The 25,869-nt window shown below is 73.6% G+C and carries 25 protein-coding genes and 1 pseudogene; 13 read left to right on the top strand and 13 right to left on the bottom strand.

Annotated elements, in window-relative coordinates:
* Positions 1 to 355, top strand: a 355-nt coding sequence (locus tag ACIOGZ_RS11110; protein ID WP_400985650.1) for a hypothetical protein, incomplete at its 5' end; no start/stop codon positions are given.
* 224 nt (positions 356 to 579) lie between these two features.
* On the opposite strand, the gene ACIOGZ_RS11105 is transcribed toward ACIOGZ_RS11110, so the two are convergent.
* On the bottom strand, positions 580 to 753 hold the full coding sequence (locus ACIOGZ_RS11105; protein WP_063352486.1) for a CsbD family protein: 174 nt from the start codon (positions 751 to 753) through the stop codon (positions 580 to 582).
* Positions 754 to 893: 140 nt separating this feature from the next.
* Positions 894 to 1,733 (bottom strand): SDR family oxidoreductase, encoded by an 840-nt coding sequence (locus ACIOGZ_RS11100; protein WP_400843831.1) that lies wholly within the window; start codon positions 1,731 to 1,733, stop codon positions 894 to 896.
* A gap of 110 nt (positions 1,734 to 1,843) precedes the next feature.
* On the opposite strand from ACIOGZ_RS11100, the gene ACIOGZ_RS11095 reads away from it, so the two are divergent.
* A complete protein-coding gene (locus ACIOGZ_RS11095) occupies positions 1,844 to 2,215 on the top strand; it encodes a helix-turn-helix domain-containing protein (RefSeq protein WP_363584348.1) in 372 nt (123 codons plus the stop codon).
* Between the two features lie 145 nt (positions 2,216 to 2,360).
* The gene (locus ACIOGZ_RS11090) at positions 2,361 to 3,914 is read left to right on the top strand and encodes a phosphatase PAP2 family protein (RefSeq protein WP_363627720.1); all 1,554 of its coding nucleotides are present in this window, start codon (positions 2,361 to 2,363) and stop codon (positions 3,912 to 3,914) included.
* Between the two features lie 12 nt (positions 3,915 to 3,926).
* Here the strand turns inward: ACIOGZ_RS11090 and ACIOGZ_RS11085 are convergent, their stop codons facing one another.
* The 4 genes from ACIOGZ_RS11085 to ACIOGZ_RS11070 form a co-directional block, all read right to left on the bottom strand.
* A complete protein-coding gene (locus ACIOGZ_RS11085; protein ID WP_400985649.1) occupies positions 3,927 to 4,943 on the bottom strand; it encodes a YihY/virulence factor BrkB family protein in 1,017 nt (338 codons plus the stop codon).
* Positions 4,944 to 5,098: 155 nt separating this feature from the next.
* Positions 5,099 to 5,269, bottom strand: a complete 171-nt coding sequence (locus ACIOGZ_RS11080; RefSeq protein WP_331744879.1) for a hydrophobic protein — start codon at positions 5,267 to 5,269, stop codon at positions 5,099 to 5,101.
* An 84-nt stretch (positions 5,270 to 5,353) separates the two neighbouring features.
* Positions 5,354 to 7,903, bottom strand: a complete 2,550-nt coding sequence (locus ACIOGZ_RS11075; protein WP_363584353.1) for a SpoIIE family protein phosphatase — start codon at positions 7,901 to 7,903, stop codon at positions 5,354 to 5,356.
* A 70-nt stretch (positions 7,904 to 7,973) separates the two neighbouring features.
* Complete coding sequence (locus ACIOGZ_RS11070; protein ID WP_400806789.1) at positions 7,974 to 11,423, bottom strand: HAMP domain-containing protein; 3,450 nt, start codon at positions 11,421 to 11,423, stop codon at positions 7,974 to 7,976.
* Positions 11,424 to 11,736: 313 nt separating this feature from the next.
* Here ACIOGZ_RS11070 and ACIOGZ_RS11065 point away from each other — a divergent pair, with 313 nt between their 5' ends.
* The 5 genes from ACIOGZ_RS11065 to ACIOGZ_RS11045 all read left to right on the top strand — a co-directional run bounded on the left by ACIOGZ_RS11065 (position 11,737) and on the right by ACIOGZ_RS11045 (position 16,109).
* Positions 11,737 to 12,681: an RNA polymerase sigma factor SigF gene (locus tag ACIOGZ_RS11065; RefSeq protein WP_400843821.1), complete on the top strand. Its 945-nt coding sequence runs from the start codon at positions 11,737 to 11,739 to the stop codon at positions 12,679 to 12,681.
* A gap of 114 nt (positions 12,682 to 12,795) precedes the next feature.
* Complete coding sequence (locus tag ACIOGZ_RS11060) at positions 12,796 to 13,191, top strand: STAS domain-containing protein (protein ID WP_400843818.1); 396 nt, start codon at positions 12,796 to 12,798, stop codon at positions 13,189 to 13,191.
* Between the two features lie 141 nt (positions 13,192 to 13,332).
* Positions 13,333 to 13,812, top strand: coding sequence for an ATP-binding protein (locus ACIOGZ_RS11055; RefSeq protein ID WP_363584361.1), 480 nt, complete (start codon positions 13,333 to 13,335; stop codon positions 13,810 to 13,812).
* 231 nt (positions 13,813 to 14,043) lie between these two features.
* Positions 14,044 to 15,723, top strand: a complete 1,680-nt coding sequence (ctaD, locus tag ACIOGZ_RS11050) for a cytochrome c oxidase subunit I (RefSeq protein ID WP_363584363.1) — start codon at positions 14,044 to 14,046, stop codon at positions 15,721 to 15,723.
* Positions 15,720 to 16,109, top strand: coding sequence for a cytochrome c oxidase subunit 4 (locus tag ACIOGZ_RS11045; RefSeq protein ID WP_363584365.1), 390 nt, complete (start codon positions 15,720 to 15,722; stop codon positions 16,107 to 16,109). The genes ctaD and ACIOGZ_RS11045 overlap by 4 nt, the downstream gene beginning before the upstream one ends.
* Before the next feature lie 45 nt (positions 16,110 to 16,154).
* Here the strand turns inward: ACIOGZ_RS11045 and ACIOGZ_RS11040 are convergent, their stop codons facing one another.
* On the bottom strand, positions 16,155 to 17,777 hold the full coding sequence (locus ACIOGZ_RS11040) for a cytochrome bc complex cytochrome b subunit (RefSeq protein WP_400331929.1): 1,623 nt from the start codon (positions 17,775 to 17,777) through the stop codon (positions 16,155 to 16,157).
* 322 nt (positions 17,778 to 18,099) lie between these two features.
* Between ACIOGZ_RS11040 and ACIOGZ_RS11035 the strand changes: the two genes are divergently transcribed.
* The gene (locus ACIOGZ_RS11035) at positions 18,100 to 19,689 is read left to right on the top strand and encodes a threonine/serine exporter ThrE family protein (protein WP_400806800.1); all 1,590 of its coding nucleotides are present in this window, start codon (positions 18,100 to 18,102) and stop codon (positions 19,687 to 19,689) included.
* A 192-nt stretch (positions 19,690 to 19,881) separates the two neighbouring features.
* Here ACIOGZ_RS11035 and ACIOGZ_RS11030 read toward each other — a convergent pair whose 3' ends face one another.
* Together ACIOGZ_RS11030 and ACIOGZ_RS11025 are read right to left on the bottom strand one after the other, a co-directional pair.
* The gene (locus ACIOGZ_RS11030) at positions 19,882 to 20,037 is read right to left on the bottom strand and encodes a DUF6131 family protein (RefSeq protein WP_363584371.1); all 156 of its coding nucleotides are present in this window, start codon (positions 20,035 to 20,037) and stop codon (positions 19,882 to 19,884) included.
* A 238-nt stretch (positions 20,038 to 20,275) separates the two neighbouring features.
* Entirely contained in the window at positions 20,276 to 20,677 is a 402-nt protein-coding gene (locus tag ACIOGZ_RS11025) for an SsgA family sporulation/cell division regulator (protein ID WP_400843813.1), read from the bottom strand.
* Positions 20,678 to 21,064: 387 nt separating this feature from the next.
* On the opposite strand from ACIOGZ_RS11025, the gene ACIOGZ_RS11020 reads away from it, so the two are divergent.
* Positions 21,065 to 21,541 (top strand): DNA starvation/stationary phase protection protein, encoded by a 477-nt coding sequence (locus ACIOGZ_RS11020; protein WP_363584375.1) that lies wholly within the window; start codon positions 21,065 to 21,067, stop codon positions 21,539 to 21,541.
* 99 nt (positions 21,542 to 21,640) lie between these two features.
* Here ACIOGZ_RS11020 and ACIOGZ_RS11015 read toward each other — a convergent pair whose 3' ends face one another.
* Positions 21,641 to 22,297 carry a DedA family protein gene (locus ACIOGZ_RS11015; RefSeq protein WP_400806807.1) on the bottom strand — a complete coding sequence of 219 codons (657 nt, stop codon included), beginning with the start codon at positions 22,295 to 22,297 and terminating at the stop codon, positions 21,641 to 21,643.
* A 205-nt stretch (positions 22,298 to 22,502) separates the two neighbouring features.
* On the opposite strand from ACIOGZ_RS11015, the gene ACIOGZ_RS11010 reads away from it, so the two are divergent.
* Positions 22,503 to 22,808, top strand: a complete 306-nt coding sequence (locus ACIOGZ_RS11010; protein ID WP_400985647.1) for a hypothetical protein — start codon at positions 22,503 to 22,505, stop codon at positions 22,806 to 22,808.
* Positions 22,805 to 23,818, top strand: coding sequence for an iron-containing redox enzyme family protein (locus ACIOGZ_RS11005; RefSeq protein ID WP_363584381.1), 1,014 nt, complete (start codon positions 22,805 to 22,807; stop codon positions 23,816 to 23,818). The genes ACIOGZ_RS11010 and ACIOGZ_RS11005 overlap by 4 nt, the downstream gene beginning before the upstream one ends.
* Here the strand turns inward: ACIOGZ_RS11005 and ACIOGZ_RS11000 are convergent.
* Positions 23,792 to 24,064 (bottom strand): CDGSH iron-sulfur domain-containing protein, encoded by a 273-nt coding sequence (locus ACIOGZ_RS11000; RefSeq protein ID WP_363584383.1) that lies wholly within the window; start codon positions 24,062 to 24,064, stop codon positions 23,792 to 23,794. The genes ACIOGZ_RS11005 and ACIOGZ_RS11000 overlap by 27 nt on opposite strands.
* Positions 24,048 to 24,704 (bottom strand): HemK2/MTQ2 family protein methyltransferase, encoded by a 657-nt coding sequence (locus tag ACIOGZ_RS10995; protein WP_363584385.1) that lies wholly within the window; start codon positions 24,702 to 24,704, stop codon positions 24,048 to 24,050. Before ACIOGZ_RS10995 ends, ACIOGZ_RS11000 begins: the two co-directional genes overlap by 17 nt.
* 74 nt (positions 24,705 to 24,778) lie before the next feature.
* Here ACIOGZ_RS10995 and ACIOGZ_RS10990 point away from each other — a divergent pair.
* A pseudogene (locus tag ACIOGZ_RS10990) lies at positions 24,779 to 25,213 on the top strand (DJ-1/PfpI family protein); the annotation flags it as partial.
* A gap of 55 nt (positions 25,214 to 25,268) precedes the next feature.
* Here ACIOGZ_RS10990 and ACIOGZ_RS10985 read toward each other — a convergent pair.
* Positions 25,269 to 25,604: a hypothetical protein gene (locus tag ACIOGZ_RS10985; protein ID WP_363622689.1), complete on the bottom strand. Its 336-nt coding sequence runs from the start codon at positions 25,602 to 25,604 to the stop codon at positions 25,269 to 25,271.
* Between the last annotated feature and the right edge of the window lie 265 nt (positions 25,605 to 25,869).

Raw genomic sequence — 25,869 nt, 5'->3', positions numbered from 1 at the left:
CGGTCAGGGCACGCCTGGTGGTCCTTTCTCTCCCTGGCAGCAGCTTTCGACGGGTGGTGGGTTCGTCGGCAAGCCGGCCGCGCTCCAGACACCGAGCGGCCTCATGGTGGTCTACGCCCGCACCACCGCCGGGACCATCCAGGGCACCAACCAGAACACTCCGGGCGGTCCGTTCGGGTCGTGGGGCACGGTCGCGGACGCGGGTGACCCGACGGGTGTGGCCAGCGATCCGAGCGCGGTGTTCAGCCGGCTCAACACCATCGCCATCTATGTGACCTCCGCCAGCGGCAACGTCGCCGGCAGCAGCCAGTCCACCCCCGGCGGTCCTTTCTCTCCCTGGGGCCAGATCGGCTGATCACACCCCAGCCGCAGACCGACCGCGTGCGCAGGCCGCCACGCGCCGAGGCCCGAACCCTCGCGGGGTTCGGGCCTCGGCGCGTGGCGGCCTGGCGTTCTCGCCGGTCACGCGGGACGGCGGCGTCTCCACTGGTTTCTGAGCCCCTCGGGCCGGGGCAAAGACGGTTGAGCCGGCCGGGGCGTGGCGGGGCGGCCGCGCGGGCGCGGCCGCCGTGCACCGGGTCAGTCCTTTCCGACGTCCTTGATCTTCTCGCCGGCCTGCTTCAGGTCGCTCTTGATCTGTTTGCCCCGGCCCTCGGCCTCGACGACCCGGTCGCCGGTGGCCCGTCCGGCGGCTTCCTTGGCCTTGCCGTGGACCTTCTCGGCCGCGTTGTGCAGCTTGTCCTTGGCACTCATCGGATCACTCCTCTCGGTAGTGGGGGCTCGGTCCGCCCCGGACGGCGTCTGCCCGGGATCGGCGGTTCCACACCCGGAACATCCGGAGTCGGCCGCCAGCCGTGAGCCGGCGCGGTGCCGACGGGGCCGGTTGGGCAGGCTCAGCGGAAGGCGGCGACGTTGCGGGCGGCCCAGTCGGCGAAGGGGCGCGGGGCGGTGCCGAGGACCCGCTGCACGTCCGGGCTGACGCGCAGCTCGGCCGGGTTCGGGGAGCCGAGGATGTCCAGGGTGTCCTCGGCGAGCTCCACCGGCATGCCCTGGGCCATGGCGGCGGCGGCCTCGTCGCGGGTGAGGTCGTGGAACCGCACCGGCGAGCCCAGGGCGGCCGCGATGGCCTGCGCCTGCCGGCGCGGGGTGATCACCTCCGGGCCGGTCAGCTCGTACACGCCGCCGCTGTGCCGGTCCTCCAGCAGGCAGGCCGCCGCGACGTCGGCGATGTCCGCCGGGTCGATGATCGGCACCCCGACGTCGCCGAAGGGCGCGGCGACGACCCGCTGCGCGCGGACGGACTCGGCCCACCACAGGGCGTTGGAGGCGAAGCCGCCCGGCCGCAGGATGCTCCAGTCCACACCGGACCCCCGCAGGACGTCCTCCAGTTCGCTCATCGCGATCCGCGTCGGGCCGAAGGGCCTGGTCGCCACGCCCTGCGAGGAGAGCAGGACGATCCGGCGGACCCCGCCGGCCACGGCCTGGCCGATGAGGTCGGCCGGGTTGGCCCCGGCGGCGTGCAGGTCGCCGGACAGCAGCAGGAAGAGCGCCTCCGCCCCGTCCAGCGCGGGTTCGAGGCCGGCCGGCCCGGCCAGGTCGGCCGCCACGTGGCGGACACCGTCCGGCACCGCCACCGCGTGCCGCGACACCGCCGTCACCTGTCGGCCCGCCTCGGCCAGTGCCCGCGTCAGCGGTCGGCCCACATTGCCGGTGGCCCCGGTCACCACGATCATGGTCAGCTCCTCGTTCGACGTCCGCCGTGGCCGTTGCGGCCTCGGTGGTCCTCACGCTAGGAGCCAGGGCTAACCCTTGGTAAGGACATACCTTGACGTAAGCTCAGGACATGGTGGTAGGTGTGCAGGACAGGCAGGGCGAGGCCGGGAAGCGGTATGAGGTGTTTCACACCGACTGCCCCGCGCGTGAGGTGGTCGACCACGTGACCAGCAGGTGGGGCATCTGGGTGCTGATCTCCTTGCGGAGCAACGACCTGCGGTTCTACGAGCTGCGCGAGAGCATCCACGGCATCAGCGAGAAGATGCTCGCCCAGACCCTGCGCGCGCTGGTCCAGGACGGCCTGGTCTGGCGGAGGGTCGAGCCGACGACGCCGCCCCAGGTCACCTACGGGCTGACCGAGTTCGGTCAGGACCTCGGCGAGCCGCTGGCCGAGCTGTTCGACCGGATCACCCGGGGGCTGCCGCCGCGCGACGCGGGATAGCAGGGAAGGGACAGCGGTCGCACCGAGCTCCCCTGCTGGGGGAGTTCCGGGTCCTGCACGCGGCCCGTCACGGCCGCCCGGCCGCCGCGACACACCCCTCGGCCTCTTCCCCGGCGTTGTCGCCCGCCCGCCGTAGGTTTGTCGGATGAAGCGACTGAAGACCACCCGACTGGACGCCATAGACCGAGCCCTCTTCGACCGCATCGCCGCCGCGCCGCTGCACGGCACCCGCCCCTGGCTGCGGGCGCTGAGCCGGGCTGCCGACCACGGGGTGCTGTGGATGGGCACCGCCGCCGTCCTCGGCGCGGTCGGCGGACGCCGCGGGCGACGCGCGGCCCTGCGCGGCCTCGGCTCGCTCGCCATCGCCTCGGCCACCGCCAACACCGTCGCCAAGCACGCCACCCGCCGGCCCCGCCCGGTGCTGGACGCCGTCCCGGCCGTGCGCCGGCTGCTGCGCCAGCCCGTCACCACCTCCTTCCCCTCCGGTCACTCCGCGTCCGCGGCGGCCTTCGCCGCCGGTGTGGCGATCGAGTCCCCGCTGCTGGGCGCGGCCGTCGCGCCGGTCGCGGCGGCGGTGGCCCTCTCGCGCGTCTACACCGGCGTGCACTACCCGGGCGACGTCCTGGCCGGTGCGGCACTGGGTACGGCGGCCGCCGCCGCGACCCTGCACTGGTGGCCGCGCTCGTCCGACGTGCCGCCGCCCGCCGCCCCGGCCCCCTGTCCGGCCCCGGCCCTGCCGCAGGGGAGGGGGCTGTCGGTGGTGGTCAACTCGGGCTCCGGCAGCGGCTCTCCGCTCGCTCCCACCGCCGAGGACGTGGCCGGGACGCTGCGCGCCCTGCTGCCCGAGGCGGACGTCCGGGTGTGCGGGCCGCAGGACGACCTGGCGAAGATACTGACGGAAGCCGCCGACCGGGCCGCCAGGGCCGGTGGCGCGCTCGGGGTGTGCGGCGGTGACGGCAGCGTCAACCTGGCCGCGGCGCTGGCCGTCGAGCGCGCGCTGCCGTTGGCGGTCTTCCCCGGCGGCACCCTCAACCACTTCGCCCTCGACCTCGGCGCCACCACCCACGAGGCCACCGCCGAGGCCGTCCAGGCGGGCACCGCCGTCGGCGTGGACCTGGGCCTGGCCGCCGACGACGCCGGCGCCCGGACCTTCGTGAACACCTTCAGCCTCGGCATCTACCCCGAACTCGTTCACCAGCGGGAGAAGTTGGAGAAGCGCATCGGCAAGTGGCCGGCCCTCGCGGTGGCCGTCGCCAAGCTGCTGCCGACCGCCGAACCCGTCACCGTCCACGCCGACGGCCGCCCGCACCGGCTGTGGCTGCTGTTCGCCGGCAACGGGGCGTACGAACCGGCGGGCTTCGCCCCCACCCACCGCGCCGCCCTGGCCGACGGACAGCTCGACGTCCGGGTCGTCGACGGCGGCCGGCCCTTCGCCCGCACCCGCCTGGCCGCCGCCTTCCTGTCCGGCACCCTGGACCGGTCCCGGGTCTACCGGGCCGCCCGGCTGCGCGCCCTGGACCTGGACTCCCTCGGCGACGCCGCCCGCATCGCCGTCGACGGCGAGAGCGTCCCCGCGCGCGGCGCCCTGCGACTGTCCAAGGTCCCGGCCGGGCTCACCGTGTACCGGCCCGCGACCGCCGCCCCGGCGAGCGAGCCGCGCCGCCCGGGCCGGGACGGGCGAAGCGGGGGCGGGCGGTAGCCGCAGGGGGTGTCACCGGGCGTCGGGGGACGACGGGCCGCGCGGCCCGTCGTCCCCGGCCCCGCCGGGCCGCTCCCCGTCGTGGAAGGAGACCTCGACGTGCTGTTCGGGGCGGCGCTCCTCCTGACGGGCGACGGAGGACAGCACCTTCTCGTCGGCGGCGGTGAGCGGCGGTTGCAGGAGGCTGCGGGGCCACAGCCGACGGGCGAGCACCGCATTGGCCTCGGCGGCGTACACGGTGATCTGCGCGGCCAGGTAGAGCCAGGAGAGCAGGCCGATCACGGTCGCGAAGAAGCCGTAGACCTGGCCCGCGTGGCGCAGCTCGTGGGTCACCAGGAGCGAACCGAACGCCTGGAGGACGGTGAACAGGGGCCCGGCGACGGCGCAGCCGGGCAGCAGGGCCCGGGTCGGGATCTCGCGCGGGGTGAGCACGCGGAAGCAGGCCAGGCACAGGGCGGTGTTCAGCAGCGCCGAGACCAGCAGGCCCCCCACCCGGGCGGGCACCCCGCCCAGGGCGCTGCCGACCAGCGAGGCGGCCGCCGTACCCAGCACCAGGCCGGCGCCCAGGACCGTGAACAGCAGCAGGCCGCGCCCCAGCCGGGGCCAGTAACCGGGCCGCTGCACCCCGGGCACGTTCCAGACCTCGGCCATGGCGTGCTGGAGGACCTGCGTGATGCCGAGCGCCCCGTACAGCAGGCCGAGCGCGCCGATGGCCAGTGCCAGACCGCTGCCCTGGAGGGAGTGGACGTTCTGGCGCAGTTGGTCGCCGATGATCGGGAAGTCGGCGAGCGCCGAGTTCAGCACCGACTGCTGGGCCCCGGGGCGGCCGTGCAGGACGAAGCCGAGAACGGTGCTGAGCAGGAGCAGCAGCGGGATCAGGGCGACGAAGCCGTAGTACGTGATCAGGGCGGACAGCAGCCCGCCCCGGTCGTCCCCGTACTTGCGCACGACGCCGATGACCACGGCGGGCACCCGGCGGTGCTGCTGGAAGCGGTCCACGGCCCGCAGGCCTTGTTCGATCGGGTTCATGCCCCGGCGTCTGCCCCGGCCCGCGCCCGCGACACCCGCCGGTTCCGCCCCCCGGGGGGCGGTGCGGGAGGCGCGCACGCGCGAGCCGCCGCGCAGGGGCTGCGCGGCGGCTCGGGCGCCCCGGCGGCCGGCGACGGGGCCGTGCGTACGGCGGGCTACCAGCGGTACCAGCGGCCCCGTCCGCCGGAGGAGGTGGTGCCGCGGGCGAGGAAGCCCAGGAGCCAGACGACGAGGACCGCGAGGGCGACCCACCACAGCACCTTCAGGGCGAAGCCGAAGCCGAACAGGAGCAGGGCGAGCAGCAGGACCAGGACCAGGGCGAGCACGGGGACCTCCTCGATCAGGGGACGCGTCGATTCGTCCCTCGGCTGCCCCGGTTCGCCGCGGACATGCACCTGCCCGTCCGACCGCTACCGCACCATCACTCCGACCAGGCAGGTGTCGTCGTCGGTGTCGGCGTTGCTGTAGCGCAGCAGGTGGTCCAGGAGCTCTTCGAGGTTGGCCGAGCCGGTGTCCGAGCCGGTGGCCGACCCGGCGGCGGACCTGGTGGCGGACCCGGTGGCCGACCCGGTACGGGAGTCCTCGGCGAGGGCCGTCAGGCTGGTCAGCGACGCCTGGAGGGATTCGTCGCGGCGCTCGATGAGCCCGTCGGTGTACATCACCAGCGTGTCGCCGGCCTCCAGGACGAGCTCGCCCTGCTCGTAGTCGGCGTGGCCGATCGCGCCGAGGAGGATGCCGCCCAGCTGGGGCAGGATGTCCGCCCGCCCGCCACGCAGCAGGACCGGCGGCGGGTGCCCGGCGCGGGCCCACCGCAACCGGCGGGTCGCGGGTTCGTAGAGGCCGCACACCGCGGTGGCCGTGACGTTGTCGGTCAGGTGGTGGGTGACGCTGTTGAGCCAGCTCAGCAACTGGGCCGGCCCGGCGCCGGTGGCGGCCAGGCCGCGCAGGGCGTTGCGCAGTGCGACCATGCCGGTGGCGGCCTCGATGCCGTGCCCGGAGACGTCGCCCACGCACAGCAGGACGTCTCCCGAGGGCAGGGCGAGGGTGTCGTACCAGTCCCCGCCGACCAGGTGGTCCTTCTCCGCCGGGCGGTAGCGCACGGCGACGCTCAGGTCGTGCAGGTCCAGCGGGCCCCGGGTGGGCGGCATGATGGCGTGCTGGAGCTGGAGGGCGAGGCGGCTGCGTTCGGCCGCCTGCTGTTCGCTCTGCGCGAGCTGGTCGCGGGTGGCGGCGAGTGCGACCTCCGTCCAGTGCTGGGCGGAGATGTCCTGGTAGGCGCCGCGGACGGTGCCGAGACCGCTGTCCGGAGCGCTGCCGGGATCGCCGTCGAGACCGCTGCCGGGATCGCGGACGGGCTCCGCGACGACGCGGATGTGGCGGGTGACGCCGTCCGGCCGCTGGAGGCGGAAGGCGGTGGAGGCCGGGCGCTGGTGGTGCAGGAGGGTGCGCAGGAACCGGTCGATGGCGTGGCGGTCGTCCGGGTGGGCGTGGTCGGGGAGCTGGTCGAGGGCCAGGGGCGCGGCGGTGGGCGGCAGCCCGTGCAGTTCGAACACCGTCTCGTTCCAGGCGATCTGCCGGGTCCGCAGGTTCTCCTCGAACCCGCCGATCCGGCCGAGCCGCTGGGCGTGCTGCAGCAGGCGGGCGACGCGCGGGGTGCCGTCGTCGAGGCGCCAGACGACCGCGAGGTGGCTGCCGTGCCGGCTGATGCTCACCTGCGCCCGGGTGGTCAGCGGTACTCCGTCGACCAGGGCGGCGAGGCGCATGTCCTGGGCGCGGAAGGGTTCTCCGGTGGCGAAGACGTGTTCGACCTTGTCGGCCAGGCCGCCCGGTTCGGCCGCCAGCGGGTACGCCTCCAGCAGGCGGGTGCCGGTGATCACGCCGGTGGGCCGGCCGGCGAAGTCGACGAAGGCCGGGTTGAGGTGCCGGATCACGAACCGGGGCGGGAACTCGTCGCTGTCCGGCGCCGCCCGCAGGATCATGCACGGGTCGAGCAGGCCGTCGGTGAGCTGCCGCAGTTCGCCGAACTGCGCGTCGGCCGGGTCGCAGGCGGAGGGCTCCTGCCCGCTCCAGGACTCCAGCGTGGTGGCGGCCAGCTCGGCGAGCGCCTCGAACTGGCGTTGGAGCGGCTGGGAGCGCTCGGGCAGCGTGCCGGGCCAGCAGATCTCCAGGACGCCGATGAGCCGCCCGCCGACGCCGGCCGGGACGGCGAGCCGACCGCCGTGGATCTCGTGCTGGCCGATCGAGGGCAGCGAGGCGCCGGCGAGCGTCGGGTAGCCGACCGCCGCCCGCTCGTCCAGGGCACGGCGGGCGGGGGTCGGAACGCCGGGCGGGACGTGGCGCCAGCGGCGTGCCTCCTCCTCGGGGAAACCGGCGCTGCCCGCCAGCGACAGGGAGAGGTCCGGGTGGGCCGCCCAGATGGCGACGGCGGCCACGCCGAGCGGTCGCAGCGCGTGCTCCAGCATGGAACGCGCCGCCGCCGCCGCGTCACCGCTCGCGAGCACGTCCGCCTCGGCACTGCGCAGCCGCACGGCCACCGCTTCGGCCGGGGGAGCCGAGGCGTCCGCGACGAACTCGCGGGCGAGGGCGGAGATCTCGTCCGCCGCGGCCTGGTTGACCAGGTCGGCGGCGAGCGCCAGGACCGTCACCCCGGCCTGCTCCGCGAGGCTCTCCAGCTGCCTGGCGGCCTCGGTGGGCCCGCACCGCAGGCGCTCCACCAGCACTCCGACGCCCATCTCGACGACGGCGCGGCCCGCCGCCTGGGCCTGGGCCTGTTCCAGTTCCAGCCTGAGCCGCTCCACCGTGGTGGCGAGCCGGTCGACCGCCGCGGACTCGCCTCCGGAGCGGGCCCGGGCCGCTGCCTGCGCCTCGGCAGCGCTCCGCTGCGCTCCGACCCTCGGCGTGTCGGCCGGTCCGACCGCTGCGGGACGGTCCGTGGCGCGCGGCTCCTGCGGATGGTGCACGGCTGTCGGCTCCTGAAGTCTGGACTGTCGGGGTGGGCGCGAGGGGACACGGGGGCATGGGACAGGGCGACTACCGGGTGAGGTGGTCCCTGATCCTGCCGATCACCGCGTCGGCGTCGACCGGCTTGGTGATGTAGTCGCTGGCTCCCGAGGCCAGGCTCTTCTCCCGGTCGCCGATCATGGCCTTGGCGGTGACCGCGATGATCGGCAGCCCCTCGTGCTCGGGCATGGCGCGGATCGCCGCGGTGGCGGTGTAGCCGTCCATCTCGGGCATCATCACGTCCATCAGGATCACGTCGATCCCGGGGTGCGCGCGGAGGGCTTGGAGCGCGGCGAGCCCGTTCTCGGCCTGGAGGACCCGCATGCCGCGCAGCTCCAGGATGCTGGTGATCGCGAAGAGGTTGCGGTCGTCGTCGTCGACCACCAGCGCGGTGCGGCCGGAGAGCACCGGGTCGGCCCCGCGGCCCCGGGCGGGGTTCCCGTCCGTCCGGCGCACCGGGGGCAGGACGCGCCCGGGCCCGTCGGCGCTCATGTGGAGGGCGATGCGTTCGCGCAGCTCGTCGAGGCTGGAGATGAGCTCCAGCGGCCGCTCCCCCTCCGGGCGGACGGCGTGCTCGTCGTCGGTGGTGACGCCCCGGCTGTTGTGGGCCAGCACCGGGACGGTGTGCAGGGCCGGGTCGCGTTCCATCTCCGCCAGGAGCGTGGCCGCCGCGCTGTCCGGCAGGTCGAGTTCCAGGACGACGCAGTGGTACGGGGCGGTGGCGAGCGCAGTGGCAGCCTCCGGGGCACCGACCGTGGTGACTATCTCGACCCGGCGCTGCGCGCCGGCGGAGCGGGCGACGTCGGCGACGGCGTTCTCCGCCACCAGGGACAGCAGGCCGTTGGGGCGGCCTTCGACCACGAGCAGGCGCCGTGGCTGACCGGCGGGAGGCGAGGGGGCGCGCTCCGGGGCCTCGGACGGGCCGGTGCCACCGGTGCCCAGCGTCCTGCGGGCCCCGTCGGCGCCGGTCTCGGCCAGGTCGGGGCGGGTCGCGGGGACGTAGAGGGTGAAGGTGCTGCCCCGGCCCAGGGTGCTCTCCACCGTGATCGCGCCGCCGAGCAGGTAGGCGATCTCGCGGCTGATGGACAGCCCGAGGCCGGTGCCGCCGTACTTGCGGCTGGTGGTGCCGTCGGCCTGCTGGAAGGCGCCGAAGACGCTCTCCACGTGCTGGGGGGCGATGCCGACTCCGGTGTCGCTCACGTGGAAGGCGAGTACCGGGCCGCCGCGCCGGACGGCGTCGGGCAGGTCGGTCTCGTCGGCGGGCTCGATGCGCAGTTCGACCCGGCCCTGCTCGGTGAACTTGACGGCGTTGGACAGCAGGTTGCGCAGCACCTGGCGCAACCGGTAGTCGTCGGTGAGGAGTTCGGCGGGGATCTGCTGGACCGTCCGCACCGTGAAGGCGAGGTTCTTCTGGCTGGTCAGCGGGCGGAAGGTGGCTTCGACGTAGTCGAGCAGCGCGCGCAGCGGCACCGCCTCGACGTTGAGGTCCATCTTTCCGGCCTCGACCTTGGACAGGTCGAGGATGTCGTTGATCAACTGGAGCAGGTCGGAGCCGGCGGAGTGGATGATCCCGGCGTACTCGACCTGCTTGGCGGTCAGGTTGCGGGTGGGGTTCTGGGCGAGTAGCTGGGCGAGGATGAGCAGGCTGTTGAGCGGCGTGCGCAGTTCGTGGCTCATGTTGGCCAGGAACTCCGACTTGTACTTCGAGGCGAGGGACAGCTGGTGGGCGCGCTCCTCCAGTTCCTGGCGGGCCTGTTCGATCTCCAGGTTCTTGGTCTCGATGTCGCGGTTCTGCGCCGCCAGCAGGTCGGCCTTCTCCTCCAGCTCGGCGTTGGAGGCCTGCAACTCGTCCCGGCGTGACTGCAACTCCTGTGAGCGGACCTGGAGTTCGGCGGTGAGCCGCTGGGACTCGTCGAGCAGCTCGTCGGTGCGGGCGTTGGCGATGATGGTGTTGACGTTGACGCCGATGGTCTCCATGAGCTGGTCGAGGAAGTCCAGGTGGACCTGGGTGAACGGCCGGACGGAGGCCAGTTCGATGACGCCGAGGACCTGGTCCTCGACCACGATGGGCAGCACCACCAGGGACAGCGCCCCGGTGCGGCCGAGGCCGGAGGCGGCGGCCAGGTAGTCCGGCGGCAGGGCGTCGACGGTGATGGCGCGCCGGCTGCGGGCGGCCTGGCCGACGAACGACTCGCCGAGGCGGAAGCGGGTGGGGCGCTCGCCGTCGGGGAAGGCGTAGGAGCCGACCAGCTGGAGCACCGTCCCGACGGGGCTGTCCTCGGCGAGGTAGAAGACGCCGCACTGCGCGCCGACGAGGGGGGCGAGTTCGTCCATGACGGACTCGGCGACGACCCCGAGGTCGCGCCGGCCCTGCATCAGGGCCGAGAAGCTGGCGAGGTTGGTCTTGAGCCAGTCCTGCTCCTCGTTGGCGCGGGTGGTCTCGCGCAGGGACCCGACCATGGCGTTGATGTTGTCCTTGAGGTCGGCGACCTCGCCGGAGGCGTCCACGCTGATCGAGCGGGTGAGGTCGCCGGCGGCGACGGCGCTGGTGACCTCGGCGATCGCGCGGACCTGCCGGGTGAGGTTGCCGGCCAGCTCGTTGACGTTCTCGGTGAGGCGCTTCCAGGTGCCGGAGACGCCCTCCACCTCGGCCTGGCCGCCGAGCCGGCCCTCGGTGCCGACCTCCCGGGCGACCCTGGTCACCTCGTCGGCGAAGGAGGACAGCTGGTCGACCATCGTGTTGATGGTCTCCTTCAGTTCCAGGATCTCGCCGCGCGCGGTGACGGTGATCTTCTGCGACAGGTCCCCGCGCGCGACCGCCGTGGCCACCTGGGCGATCGCGCGGACCTGGCCGGTGAGGTTGCCGGCCATGAAGTTCACCGAGTCCGTGAGGTCGCGCCACGTCCCCGAGACGCCCTTGACGTCGGCCTGGCCGCCCAGGATGCCCTCGGTACCGACCTCCCGCGCCACCCGGGTCACCTCACCGGCGAACGAGGACAGCTGGTCGACCATCGTGTTGACGGTGTTCTTCAGTTCCAGGATCTCGCCCCGGGCGTCGACGGTGATCTTCTGCGACAGGTCCCCCTTGGCCACCGCGGTGGCGACCTGGGCGATGTCCCGCACCTGGGTGGTGAGATTGCCCGCCATCGCGTTGACCGAGTCGGTCAGGTCCTCCCAGGTGCCCGACACCCCGGGCACCTGGGCCTGGCCGCCGAGCCGGCCCTCGGTGCCGACCTCCCGGGCGACCCTGGTCACCTCCGAGGTGAACCGCGACAGTTGGTCGACCATGCCGTTGAACACCGTGGCGATCTCGCCCAGCAGCCCGTCCGCGTCGCCCGGCAGCTTGGTGCTGAAATCGCCGTCGCGCACCGCCGTCAACCCGGCCAGCAGCAGCCGCAGTTCCGGCTCACCCACCTGCGCGGCGCCCGCCCCCTCGTCCGGGCGGTGCTGTGAGTCGCGGGACGTGGTCGGGCCAGCCATCGAACGTCGCCTCCGTGGAACGCCGGGCCGACTGGCCCGAATCCGGTCGTGGGCACCCCGAAGGACGGGCCGGGGGACCTGGCCGTCGTTCCAGGTGTTGTACCGCCCTCGGAGGCTACCCCAGCCCGCACACCGCCGGACAACGGTCGCCACCCGGTCGTACGCCCCGCCCGTCGCCCGGACGCGCGTCCGCGCCCCGGCGCCGGTGCGGGCTTCACGAAACCTCCACGGGGGGCGGCTGCATCGATCCGCCGACACGGGGTACCGGGGGGCAGACCGCGCCGACACGAGAGAGCACGAGAGAGGGAGTCCGATGGCCACGACCACTGGGGAACTGCCCGCCTCCGCCCACCCGTCGACGGGAGGTCCGTCCCGCACGGCCGCTCCTGCCGGAGAGCCCCGGGACCTGCCGTTGCCGGAACTCGCCGACGCCGGAGGGCTTCGGGACCTGCTCCCGCCGGAGTTCGCCGACGCCGGTGACCTGCGGGAGATCGCGCCGGCCGACGCGCGCGAGCTCAACAAGGTGCTGCTGCGCCGGCTCCGCACGCTGGAGGAGGGGACGAAGGAGTACTCCTACGTCCGCGCCACCCTGGTCGAGACGAACCTGTCCCTGGTGAGGTTCGCGGTCCGCCGCTTCAACTCGCACCGCGAGCCGCAGGAGGACCTGCTCCAGGTCGGCGCGGTCGGCCTGATCAAGGCCATCGACCGCTTCGACCCCGACCTCGGCGTCGAGTTCACCACCTTCGCCATACCGACCGTCCTCGGCGAGATCCGGCGCCACTTCCGCGACACCACGTGGGCCGTCCACGTGCCGCGGCGCCTCCAGGAACTGCGCATCCTCCTGGCCAAGGCGCAGGAACGCCTGTCGCAGGACCTGGACCGGGCCCCCACGGTCGCCGAACTCGCCGAGCACCTCGCGCTCTCCCCCGAGGAGGTCGTCGAAGGGCTGACCGCCGCGAACGCGCACACCGCCGGCTCCCTGGACCTCGGCGGCAGCAACGACGACGACGCCCCCGGCCCCCTGGGCGACCGGCTTGGCGAGGACGACCGGGACCTCGCCCTCGTCGAGGACCTGGTGACGCTCAAGCCGCTCATCGCCGACCTGCCGGAGCGGCAACGGCTCATCCTGTCCATGCGCTTCTGCGAGGACATGACGCAGTCGCAGATCGGCGCCCGCCTCGGGCTGTCCCAGATGCACGTCTCCCGACTGCTCAGCCGCACCCTGCGGCACCTGCGCGACGGGCTGGAGGACGACTGAGCATGTGTGGCCACACGAGCCCCGGGGAGGACCAAACCGGGCGCACACCCCCGTGTTTGGCAGTCCGGCACAACCTCCGTATGGTCGGAAGGCATGGACATGGAGGAGACGACGATGATGCCATTCGACGACGTTCGGGCGGCCGCCGCGCCGGCAGCGTGCCCGCGGCCCGCGGAACTGGTGGTCGAGACCCGTGCCACGGCCTCCGGCGCGGTGGTGTGCGCCCTCGTGGGCGACCTCGACATCGAGACGCTCGCCTCGGCCGCCAACCTGCTCACCAGCGTGATCGCGCAGCGCCGCGGCGCGGTGGTGATCGACCTCGCCGGGGTGGGCTTCTGCGACTCCTCCGGCCTGAACCTCCTGCTCAAGACCCGCCTCGCGGCGGCGGAGGAGGGGCTGGACCTGCACTTGGCCGCCGTGGCGCCCACCGTCATGCGGGTCCTCGAACTGACGGGCGCGCAGGCGGTGTTCTCCATCCACGACTCGGTCGACGAGGCCCTGGCGGCCTGACCGCCCCGGCTCGGGCCGCCAGGGCCTCGGCCCGGGGCCGGCCGCCCCGGCCCCGGTTCGACGCCGGCACGGGGCATAATCCGAGAACTGCCGGGAAACCGACCGTGCGAGACCGCCGTCGATCCGAAAGGGTGTCCTCACATGACGATGAGCCGGGGAACCCTGGACGGCGACCCGCACCAGCCGGGCCCGGTGCTGCCCGTCGGCGGCCAGCGCAGGCGGCTGACCCTGTCCGGCATCCCCAAACCGGTCGCCCACGCCAGGACCTTCACCGCCCGCGCCCTCGACGACTGGTACGCGTCCGCCGCCGGGCCCGGCGCCGGCGAAGGCGCCCTCGCGGACGTCGTCCTGCTGGTGGCGGAACTCGTCGCCAACGCCATGCTCCACGGCGACGGCCCGCTGGAACTGGTCCTGGACGCCACCGGGACCCGCCTGCGGGCCGAGGTCAGCGACCGCAGCCCGACCCTGCCCACCCCGCGCCGCCCGCACAACCCGGCCCTCCCCGGCGGCCACGGCCTGTTCATCGTGGAGCGGACCGCCGACCGGTGGGGCGCCGAACCGCACAGCCACGGGAAGACGATCTGGGCCGAGTTCGACGCCTCGCGGCTGACCCGCGGCTGATCCGCCGCAGACCTGCGGCTGACTCGTGGCTGACCTGGGACGGCGCCCCACCGGATCGCACCAGTGCGCCGACTTCGTCATCCGCGCCCGGTCGGGGCCGCCACGCCGACTCCGGTTCAGGGGCCCGCGCGACGGCGGGTGATTGCATGGCGACACAGCGTGTGTCCCGGCGAGCGTCTCCGCGTCTTTCCCCTGCGGGTACGGGCGGGCCCCGGCAGGAGGAGGAAGCGGATGGCGCAGACCCGGCGGCGGGCCGCCGCCCGCCCGGCGCCCGGCGTGGCCCGCCGGCGTCAAGGCTCGGCGGTGCTGCGGTGGTTGAGCACGACCGACCACAAGGCCATCGGCAACCTGTACCTGACGACGGCGTTCGGGTTCTTCCTGTTCGCCGGGCTGCTGGCGATGCTCATGCGCGCGGAGCTCATGCGGCCGGGACTGCAGGTGGTGAGCAACGAGCAGTACAACCAGTTGTTCACCATCCACGGGACGATCATGATGCTGCTGTTCGCCACACCGACGTTCGCCGGTTTCGCGAACGCCGTGATGCCGCTGCAGATCGGTTCCCCGGACGTGGCGTTCCCCCGGCTGAACGCGTTCACGTACTGGGTGTACCTGTTCGGCGGCCTGATGGTGGTCGGGGGCTTCCTGACCACCGACGGCGCCGCGTCGTTCGGCTGGTTCGCCTACGCCCCGCTGAACGGGCCGCTCCACAGCCCGGGAACGGGCGCCGACCTGTGGGCCGTGGGGCTGATCGTGGCGGGTCTGAGCACGATCCTGGGAGCCGTCAACTTCATCACCACCATCGTCTGCCTGCGGGCACCGGGCATGACGCTGTTCCGGATGCCGGTCTTCACCTGGAACGTGCTGTTCACCTCGATCCTCGCGCTGCTCGCCTTCACCCCGCTGACCGCGGCGCTGTTCGCGCTGGAGGCGGACCGCAAGCTGGGCGCCCACGTCTTCGACCCGGCCAACGGCGGGGCGATGCTGTGGCAGCACCTGTTCTGGTTCTTCGGCCACCCCGAGGTGTACATCGTGGCGCTGCCGTTCTTCGGCATCATCTCCGAGGTCATCCCGGTGTTCAGCCGCAAGCCGGTCTTCGGCTACTACGGACTGATCGGTGCCACGATCGCGATCACCGCGCTGTCCGCGGTCGTCTGGGCCCACCACATGTTCGCCACCGGCCAGGTGCTGCTGCCGTTCTTCTCCCTGGCCTCGCTGCTCATCGCGGTGCCGACCGGGGTGAAGTTCTTCAACTGGATCGGCACCCTGTGGAACGGCTCGCTCTCCTTCGAGACACCCATGCTGTTCTCCCTCGGCTTCCTGGTGACCTTCCTCCTCGGCGGGCTGACCGGCGTCCTGCTGGCCGCGCCCCCGATCGACTTCCACGTCACCGACAGCTACTTCGTGGTCGCCCACCTGCACTACGTCCTCTTCGGGACGGTCGTGTTCGCGATGTTCGCCGGCTTCTACTTCTGGTGGCCCAAGATCACCGGCCGGCTGCTGGACGAACGCCTCGGAAGGATCCACTTCTGGATGCTGCTGCCCGCGTTCCAGATCACCTTCCTCGTGCAGCACTGGCTCGGGGCCCAGGGCATGCCGCGCCGCTACGCCGACTACCTGCCCTCGGACGGCTTCACCACCCTGAACACCGTCTCCTCGGTCGGTGCGTTCCTGCTGGGCGCGTCGACCCTGCCCTTCCTGTACAACGTGTGGCGCACCGCCAGGTACGGGGTCCGGGTCACCGAGGACGACCCGTGGGGTTACGGGCGCTCCCTGGAATGGGCGACCTCCTGCCCGCCGCCGCGCCACAACTTCCACGCCCTGCCCCGCATCCGCTCCGAAGGCCCGGCCTTCGACCTGCACCACCCGGAGTATTCGCGCACGGCGCTCGAAGGCGAGGAGAACGCGCGGTGAAGACCGAGTCCTACCTGTTCGCGGGCGTCGCGCTGTTCTTCGCCGTCGCCGCTTCGATCTACGGCTGGTTCGCCCGGGAGCCGGCCGGCAAGGCGGCGCTGGTCGTGGCCTTCATGATGTCCACGCTGATCGCGTTCTTCTTCCGGACCCAGTACTCCCGCCGCGGCCGTCGGCCGCAGGACCGCACCGACGCCGAGATCGTCACCGGCGCCGGGCCGCTGGAGTTCTTCGCACCGCGCAGCTACTACCCGCTGCTCACCGCGGCCGGCGTCGCGGTCACCGGGCTGGGGCTGGTGTACGCCTTGTGGCTCTTCCTCATCGGAGCGGGTGTGACGGGCGCCGGCGTCCTGGGCTTCGTCTTCCAGCACGCCCAGCGCGCGCAGTGAGTCCGGCCGGTCGGCGGTGAGCGCTGAGTGGTGAGCGGTCGGTCGTCACCGCTCGGAGCGTCCCGCGTCGGCGGGCGCGAGCGGCCCCGGCCGCGGCTCGTCCACCGCCGTCTCCACGTTGTCCCGGTAGTACCAGGAGCTCAGGGCGGCCCGCAGCCGTGCGCGCCGCGAGGCGCCCTCGCCCGGCGCCGGCAGGGGAAGCGGGGCGTCGCGCAGGGCCAGCGTGTAGCGCAGGCCGGCGGGGAGCGGCCGGTGCTCGCCGTGGAAGGCGCCCTCGACGGCCTCGTGCACGAACCCGGTCTCGTCGCCCTCCGTCACCCGTTCGAGGTCCCGCTCCTGCAAGGCCAGGCACAGGCGCCGGGTGATCCAGAAGGCCGCCACCGGCCCGACGAACAGGCCCACCCGCAGGAACCGGTTCAGGCCCTCCACCGGCACGTCCAGTGCCCGGGCGACGACGTCCTGGCCGCCGGCGACCAGCAGGACGACGTAGAAGCACGTCCCGGCGACACCCAGCGCCGTCCGGGTCTGCCGGTTGCGGGGGCGGTCGCACAGGTGCTGCTCGCCGCTGCCCGGGGTGATCCAGCGCTCGAAGAACGGATAGCCGTACAGGGCGGCGAAGAACAGCAGCGGGAACAGCACGGCCGGGATCAGCGGGTTCCAGGCGACGGTGTGGCCCCACAGCCGCGTCTCGGCCCCGGGCATCAGCCGCAGCGCGCCCTCGATGAACCCCATGTACCAGTCCGGCTGCGCGTCGGTGGAGTCCTGGTCGGGGCGGTAGGGCCCGTACAGCCAGATCGGGTTCACCTGGGCGAGGGCGGCGGCCAGCGCCAGCACCCCGAAGACCATCGCCATCAGGCCCGCCGTCTGGACGCTGAAGTGCGGGAAGAGGGGCTTCCCGACGACGTTGCGGTCGGTGCGTCCGGGCCCGGCCCACTGGGTGTGCTTGAGGTGGAAGACCAGGATCAGGTGCGCGGTGATCAGGCCGAGCAGGAGACCGGGCAGCAGCAGGATGTGCGCGCTGTACAGGCGGGGGATGATGTCGTGCCCGGGAAGCTCCCCGCCGAAGAGGAAGAAGCTCAGGTAGGTGCCGACCAGCGGGACCGACAGGATGAAGCCCTGGGCCGTGCGCAGGCCGGTGCCGGAGAGCAGGTCGTCGGGCAGCGAGTAGCCCGCGAAACCCTCCAGCAGGGCGAGCTGGAACAGCGTCAGTCCCACCAGCCAGTTGACCTCCCTGGGGCGGCGGAACGCGCCGGTGAGGAAGATGCGCAGCAGGTGCGCACAGATCGCGGCGGTGAACACCAGCGCCGCCCAGTGGTGGATCTGGCGGATCAGCAGGCCGCCGCGCACGTCGAAACTGATCGACAGCGTCGAGGCGTACGCCTGGGACATCCGCACCCCGCGAAGCGGCGGGTACGTTCCGGCGTACACGATCTCGGCCATGGACGGTGTGAAGAACAACGTCAGGAAGACGCCGGTCAACAGCAGCAGCACGAAGGTGTAGAGCGCCAACTCGCCGAGCAGGAAGGACCAGTGGTCGGGAAAGACCTTCCGGAGCAGGCCCTTGGCCCCGTCGAACAGCGGCAGCCGCCGGTCCAGCGCGACCGCCGTGTTCCGGGCGGCCCGCTCCGCCCGCCGCCCGGCCCGCGCCCTCCACCTCGACAGCCGCACGCCGCTCCTCCCGTCCGCTCCGATCGTGTGTCCCGATAGCCATATCCCGTGGCGGCGGGACGGCCGGACGGGGCTCGCCCTCCGTCCCGGGCTTCACCCGGACGGCCCCGGTTCGATGGCCGTTCGCCCTCTCAGGCCCCGGTGTCAGGCCGCTGAACTGCGGAATCTCCCCGGACCCCGGCCTGGACGCGGCGGGTCGGCCCACGAACGGCGGGCGTGAACGGACCCCCGCGCTCCGGTCGAGACGTTCACGAAATGATGGCTGCGGGTAGTCGAATGGGTGCGAAAGGTCATCAGGTGGGGGGTGTTGCAGGGAGCGACGATGCCGGAACACGAGCAGTTCGGCGTGCGGGCCGAGGCGGACGGGCCGGCGAGCCGGACCGGAAGAGTCCCGCCCCAGTCGAGTCCGGAGGGGGCCCCCGGGGCCGCCCCCGCCCCCGGGGAAGGTCGAGTTCCGGGGGAGGGCCGAGCTCCCGGCCGGCCGGCGCCGCCCGGGGCGGCGAGCGGATCCGCCGATGCCGACGGCACGGCGGCCTGGCCGGACCTGATGCTGCCGCTGCTGCGCACCCCGACCACCGACCGTCCGCTGGTGACCGGCGAACCCGGCGCGGACGACCCGGGGCCGGCCGCGGTGGCCGCCGTCCTGGACCTCGCGCTGCTGGTGGGCGAGCTGATGCTGGCCTGCGGCGAGGCCGCTGAGGACGTCGAGGCCGCCATGCTCGCCGTCGCGCAGGCCTACCGGGCCCAGCCCTGCGACCCCCAGGTCACCTTCACCCGGGTGGCGATCTCGTACCAGCCGGGCCCCTCGGAGCCACCCGTGACGGTCGAGCGGTCCGTGCGCCACCCGGCCGGGGACTACGCGCGGCTGGCCGTGCTCTTCCGGCTGGTCACCGAGATCACGACCGGCGGACTCGTCGTCGACGACGCCCACCACCGGCTGAGGGCCGTGCGCCGGCACTGCCGCCGCTACCCCGCCTGGCTCCTGGTCCTGTCCTCCGGCCTGCTGGCCGGCGCCGCGACGCTGCTGGTCGGCGGCCGGGCCGACGCCCGGGCCTGGCTGGTGTTCGTCAGCGCCGTCGCCGCGGCACTGGCCGGCGACCGGCTCGCGGCGCTGGTCGGACGCCACGACCTCCCGGAGTTCTACCGGATCGCGACGGCCGCGACCCCGGCGGCGGCGATCGGCATCCTGCTGTCCTTCAACGGGCTGAACCTGGGCGGATCGGTGGTGATCACCGGAGGGCTGTACACGCTCCTGCCCGGATGGCCCATGGTGGCGGCGGCGCAGGACGGCCTCGCGGGTTTCTACCTCACCGCGGCCGCACGCCTGATGGAAACGCTGTACATGATGGCCGGCGTGGTGGTCGGGGTGATGACCGTGCTCTACATCGGCGTCAACAACGGCGCCGACCTGGCGGCCCGGCCCGTCCCGGTCGCGGCGTCGAACCCGCCGCTCCAGCTGGTGGCGGCGCTCCTGCTCACCCTGACCTTCGCGGTGCTGCTCAACACCGAGCCGGGCACGCTGCCGGCCGTCCTGCTCAACAGCGGGGTCGGCTGGACGACGTACGGCGTCCTGGTCAACGCCGGCGGCGAGCCCATCATGGCCACCGGCCTCGCCGCCGGGCTGGTGGGCCTGTCCGGCCAGCTCATGGCCCGCTACCGGGGAAGCTCCTCGCTGCCGTACGTCACCGCGGCACTGGGGCCGCTGCTGCCCGGCTCGTTGCTGTACTTCGGGCTGCTCGCCTTCGTCCGGGGCGAGCCCGAGATCGGGCTCGTCGGTGTCGGGCGCGCCACGGCCACGGCGATGGCGGTGGCGATCGGCGTGAACCTGGGCCGCGAGGTCGCCCGGCTGTTCCTCCCCGCCCCGGGCGTGGTCCCGGCGCCCGGCCGCAGCGCCGGCCGCCACCGCCGCTGAGGGCTGGCCGTCACCGCCGCTGAGGGCCGGCCGCCTCTGCCGTTGAGGACGGTGGGCGGCACCGTGCGGCTGACGGCGCCGTGCGGCTGTCGGCGGCGGCACCCACGTGGTGCCGGGGCCGACAGCCGCACGAGCCGGTGAACGGGCGGATCAGGGGATGGGGCGGGTGGTGCAGAAAATAGGACGAGTGGATCAGTAGTAGTGACGACGCCCGCCGACGGCGTGTCCGACGGAGCCCGCGATCCACAGGACGAGGCCGATGACGGCCAGGATGATGCCGATGGTCCACAGGATTGAGATCCCGGTGACGAAACCGACGATGAGCAGGATGACGCCGAGGACGATCACGAGGTCCTCCCATGTGGTGACTGGGACGGTTGTCAGGAGGGGCGGTCCGGCCGTTCGATGGTGATGCCGGAACCGTCCGGGGGTGGTGGAGCCGTCGTTTCTCCGGCCGCGCCCATGATCCGCGTGTACCGCTCTGCGGGCCGGGCAAACCATCCCGCCCGCGGCGGAATGGGTTCGGTTCCCTCCCCGGGCACGCCCGGCCCTTCACCGAGCGGTCGCCGCCGTCGGCCGTGGCGGGTCAGGACCGGATCCGGTCGAGGACGGCGTCGATGTCGAGGTGGTCGGATTCGGTGCCGGCCGGTACCAGGGTGAAGGAGTCGAGGAGGAAGGCCGTCACGGCGTCCGCGGGGATGCTGATCACGGCCCGGCCGTTGTCGGCGCACAGGGTGACCAGGACCCGGCCCGCCCGCCCGGGCGCGACCGTCACGTCCCCGTGGCCGGCGGGGGCGTGGCGGCCCTCGTTCAGCAGGTCACGCGCGAAGACCCACCGCGCCTCCCCGCCGCCCCCGAGGGGCGGGAAGACCAGGCACACCGCGTACGGCAGCGAGGTGTCGAAGCGCAGTTGCGCCTCGACGGTCACATCGGGGAACGGGCCTTCGGGCAGCGTGACGGCGGTGGACCAGGAGGTGACGACGGTCATGCGACGGACTCCGTTTCTGGCAGTGGCGCCGGGTTGCCCGCAGCGGCACCGAGTGCCGGCGGCGGCAGCGCTCGGCTACCCGCCCCGGGCCGATTCATGGCCCTGATCCCGGAAACCCCGCGTGCGCGGCGTGTTCGATCGCGTACGGACCGCTCCGGCGCGGTTCCCGGTGCGAGGCGGGTGGTTTCCGTCCGGCGAGAAGGGGCAGCCGCCGCGTGGTCCCGCTGCCCGGACGGTCGTTCGTCCTCGTCCCGGACGCCCCGGCGCCTCGGAGCACCGTCCTCCGGAATCCGAGAACGGTCCGTCGAGGCCGAACCGCCGGGTGGAGGGCCCGCCAGCACCGCGGGGGCCGGCCGACGGCTCCCCCGACCCGGAAGGAACTCAGCGATGGGTATCGTCATCAGCAGCCCGCTGCCGGACAGCGAACGCAAGACGACCGGGGAGGCCCTCCAAGGCACCCTGGTCGACCTGCTGGACCTGTCCCTGGTGGCGAAGCAGACGCACTGGAACCTCTACGGGCCCCGGTTCCGCTCCGTCCACCTCCAGCTCGACGACGTGGTCGCCACCGCGCGCGACTACGCCGACCAGGTGGCCGAGCGTGCCGCCGCGATCGGGGTCAGCCCGGACGGACGGGCCGCCACGATCGCCGCCACCAGCAACCTGCCCGACTTCCCCGAGGGCTGGACGGCCGACGTGACGGCCGTCCAGAACCTGGTGAAGGCCTTCGCCGCCGTGATCGAACGGATGCGGGTGCGCATCGACGAGACCGGCCCGGCGGATCCCGTCAGTCAGGACCTCCTGATCGGACTCACGGCCGAGTTGGAGAAGCACAGCTGGATGTTCCAGGCCGAGAACCAGCACTGACGGGGCCCTGCCGACCGCGACGGGCCGGGGCCGGGATCGGGGCGGGGGCGGGTCCCGGCCCCCTGCGCGCGCGGTGAGGTCAGTTGGGCGGTCCGGCCGTCAGCGCTTCTCGTCCCGGGCCTCGCGGGACTGCGTACGGCGGGACCGCGTACGGGCTGAGGACCTGTGGCGGCGCACGCGCCAGACGACGAGGGCGATGACGACCACCGCGGCGAGCAGGGCGGCGACGACGCCGCCGACGGTGCCCTCGACCTTGGTGTAGGCGGCCCCGGCGAAGTAGCCGAGGAGGGTGAACCCGACGCCCCAGGCGAGGCCGCCGAGGGCGTTGAAGAGGAGGAAACGGCGGTACGGCATGCGGGAGACGCCGGCCAGCGTGGGCACCACGGGGCGGAAGAAGGCGACGAAGCGGCCGAAGAAGACGGCCGCCGGCCCCCGTCGGCGGATCAGGTCACGGGCCTTGTCGACCTGCTCCTCATGACGCCGCAGCATGCGCGTGTCGAGGACCGCCGGGCCGATGTGGCGGCCGATCTCGTAGGCGACGGAGTCCCCCAGGATGGCCGCGCAGACCACGGCGAGGACCAGCCAGCCGATGGACACCCTGCCCTGGTGGGCGAGGAAACCGCCGAGGACGGCGGCGCTCTCGCCGGGGATGAGGAAGCTGAAGAAGAGGGCGTCCTCGGCGAAGACGAGGGCGGCGACGACCGCGTACACGATCGGGCCGGACAGGCCGTCCAGCCAGTCGGTGATCGAGTGCATCAGCCACCCCGTTCGGGATCTCCCACCCCTTCTGCCGCCCCCTGCGCCTCAATGTAACGGCGGGCGGTCCCGCACGCAGTGCTCCTCGGCGGGCGGGCGGCCCTCCTCCGGCAGGCCGCGCTGCCGGCGGCGGCGTTAGCCTTCGCGCTTCCCGGGTAGCCGCTCCGCCGGACCACGACGGATGACCCCGCGAGGAGGACGCACCATGGACGGACGCGAGCAGGAGGCGCTGCTCGGGATCGAACGGGAGCTGCGCCGCGACCGCGTCCTGGAAGTACGGTTGCACAGGTTCGGCCTCGGACTGCGCAGCAGGGCCTGGGACATGATGCGCGGGGTACGGCCGGGCCCTGTTCTCGGGCTCGCTCTGCTGTCGCTCGGCCTGCTCGCGGCCGGACTCCGGACGGCGGAGCCACCTGTCCTGTGGGCCTTCACGGGCTGCTGGGCGCTGACCCTCGCGGTCGCCTTCGCCGTGCTCTGCGCCTGCGCCGATGGCCGGGGGAGCGGCGGATGAGCGGCCTGCCAGGCCCGCCCGGCCTGCCCGGACCGCGCGGACCGCTGTCGGCGGCGGTGCTCGGGCTGGTGACCGCCGGCCCGCCCGGCGCCGGACGGCTGCTCGCGCCACCGGGCCCACTCCACGACCCCTGGGGGGAGGACCACCAGCTCGCGCTGCACCTGTGCTACGAGCTCCACGACCGGGGCCTGCCGGGCGTCCACCCCGGCTGGGAGTGGGAGCCGGAACTGCTCGCCCTGCGACGGGAGCTGGAGCGATCGTTCCTGGCGAGGGTGCGCGCCGAGACGGAACCCGTACCGGCGTTGCCCGAGGTGCTGGAGCAACTGCTCACGCAGCCGCCCGAGGGTACCGGGCCCTCGCACTTCCTGCTGGCCGAGGGCGAGCGCCACCACGCCCGGGAGTACCTGGTGCACCGGTCCGTCTACCACCTCAAGGAGGCCGATCCGCAACTGTGGGTCCTGCCGAGGATCCACGGGCCGGCCCAGGCGGTGCTGATGGCGATCGCCTACGACGAGTACGGCGCCGGACGCCCGGAGCGGGCGCACTGCCTGCTGTTCGCCCGGATGATGACCGCCTTCGGCCTCGACCCCGAGTACGGCCACTACCTGGACGTCGTCCCCGCGCCCATGCTGGCGACGGTCAACCTGATGACGCTGTTCGGCCTGCACCGCGTGCTGCGCGGCGCCGCCATCGGGCAGTTCGCCGCCATCGAGATCACCTCCTCGCCCGGCTCGGCCCGCCTGGCCGCCGCGCTGGAACGCCTGGGTGGCGGCCAGGACGGCACGCTGTTCTACCGCGAACACATCGAGGCCGACGCCGTCCACGAGCAACTGGTGCGCCGCGGGGTCATCGAGGAACTGCTCGCCGCCGAACCGGAGTCGGCGCCGGACATCGCCTTCGGCATCGCCGCCGCCGGGACGGCCGACCGCCGCTTCGCCGACCACCTGCTCGGCTGCTGGCGCGCCGGACGGACCTCCCTGCGCTCACCCCTCGCCGACTCCTCCTCCTGAGCCGTGCCGTGCTCCTGAGCCTTCTTGTGCTCCCGAGCCTTGCGGCGGGCGGCCGTGCCGCCGGTGGCTGGTGTCGCAGAACGGATACGTCCGGCTGCGCCGGCAGGCGCACAGGGCCACCACCGGGCGCTCGGAGACCCGCCGGGTGCCGTCCGGCAGGACCACCTCCACCGGGCCCTCGACCAGCAGGGGACCGCCCGGCACGACGACCACCCGGGTGACGTCCCGGTCAGCGTTCGCGGACACCGCGCACCACCGCCAGCTCCTCCTCGCGCTCGCCCGGCCCGATCAGCCCGAGTCGCTCGAACAGGGCGGCGCGGGCCGTCAGCACCGGCCCGAAGGGCTGCCGCTGCCGCGCCGCCACGCTCGTGCGCAGCCCGGCCGCGCGCAGGAGCGCCAGGGTTTCCGGGACGTCCGCGAGCGCGGACTGCACGATCAGCAGCACGCCGCCGGCGGCCAGCACGCGGGGAGTCGTCCGGCAGATCCGGTCCAGGACCAGCCGCCCGTCCGGGCCGGCGTCCCAGGCCAGGGCCGCGCCGCGGCCAGGAGACCCCTTGCCGGGGTCGGTGGGGAGGTACGGGGGATTGGCGGTCACCAGGTCGAAGCGGCCACCGGAGAGCGGAGCCAGCAGGTCGCCCCGGTGCAGCCGGATCCGGCGGTGGTGCAGGCGGGAGTTGCACCAGGCGGCCGCGACGGCACGGGCGGACAGGTCGACCGCCGTGACCCGTGCCCCGCTGCGCGCGGCCGCGAGCGCGACGGCGCCCGTCCCCGTGCACAGGTCGAGCACCCGGCTGGAGCCGTCCAGCGGCTCCCGGCGCACACAGGCGGCCAGCAGTTCGGTGTCCCCCTGCGGCGGATAGACCCCCGGTGGTCGCAGCAGCAGCATGCCGGGCGGCTTCCCGCACCGGCGCCGTTCACACCTGCCGGACCCGCACACCTGCCGGACCCGCACACCTGCCGGACCCGCACACCTCCGTGCACACCCTCGACGAGGTGGACCACGCCGGCTACGACCTGCTGCTCGTCCCGGGCGGCACCATCACCGCGGACACCCTCCGGCTCCGCGAGGCGGCCGTCCACACCGTGCTCGCCTTCACCGTCGCTGGACGTCCCGTCGCCTTCACCGTCGCCGGGCGTCCCGTCGCCGCCATCTGCCACGGGCCGTGGCTGCCGGCCGAGGCGGGCGTCGCGTACGGCAAGCGGCTCACCTCCTACCCCTCCGTGCGCACCGACCTCGCCAACGCCGGTGCCACCTGGACGGACGAACCTCTGGTCACGGACGATGCCGACGGCTGGCGGCTGGTGACCTCGCGCAACCCCGACGACCTCGAACACTTCCTGCGGGGCGTCGACGCCGCGCTGCGCACACGGTCCGAAGCGGTCGGCTCGCGCTGAGGAGGCGACCGGCCGTCGGCCGCCGCCCGCACGCTCGACGCGGTGGGTGCGGTGCTCAGCGCGCGGCGGTTTCCGCCGGGTGGGCGTCGTCCTCGTGGTGGTCCTGGGCGGCTGCTCCGGTGGCGTCGGGTGCGGGGCCCTGTCTGGCGGCCTGGCACGTGCTGCAGGTGAGCCAGTGCGCTGGAGGTTGGTGGGCGTAGCGGTGCGGGGCGAGGGTCATTCCGTCGGTGTCCAGGCCGCACAGGGTGCGGCGGCCGCAGGTGCCCGAGGCTTCCGCGGGGGCGGCGTGCACGCGGCGCACCGGGCTCTCCGGGTCCGCCGGGGTGTGGTCGGGGCCGAGGAGCCGCACGTTGGTCGGCATGTCTAGCTCAAGTACGACGACGATGTCCATCTTCTCAACGTCGCTGCTGGGCCGGTCCGCCGCACCCGCTCGGTGGCATCCGGACCAGCCCGGGCCACCTCCGGCGGACGGGTCCCGACCCTGCTTCCAACGGCCTTGGCGACGCGTGGTGAGGCCTGGCACCCCGGTGCCCCCGTGGGCGCCCCGACCGGCGTGGCGGCGGTCGGCGCCGTCGCGTTCGTCCGCGGGGCCACATCCTTCGGGACCTCCGCGGCGGCCGGACCGATGGCAGGTACGGGATGACGGCAGATACGGG

This window comes from Kitasatospora sp. NPDC088160 (assembly GCF_044741445.1).
GTDB lineage: Bacteria > Actinomycetota > Actinomycetes > Streptomycetales > Streptomycetaceae > Kitasatospora.
This window is presented reverse-complemented; position numbering and strand designations above follow the sequence as displayed.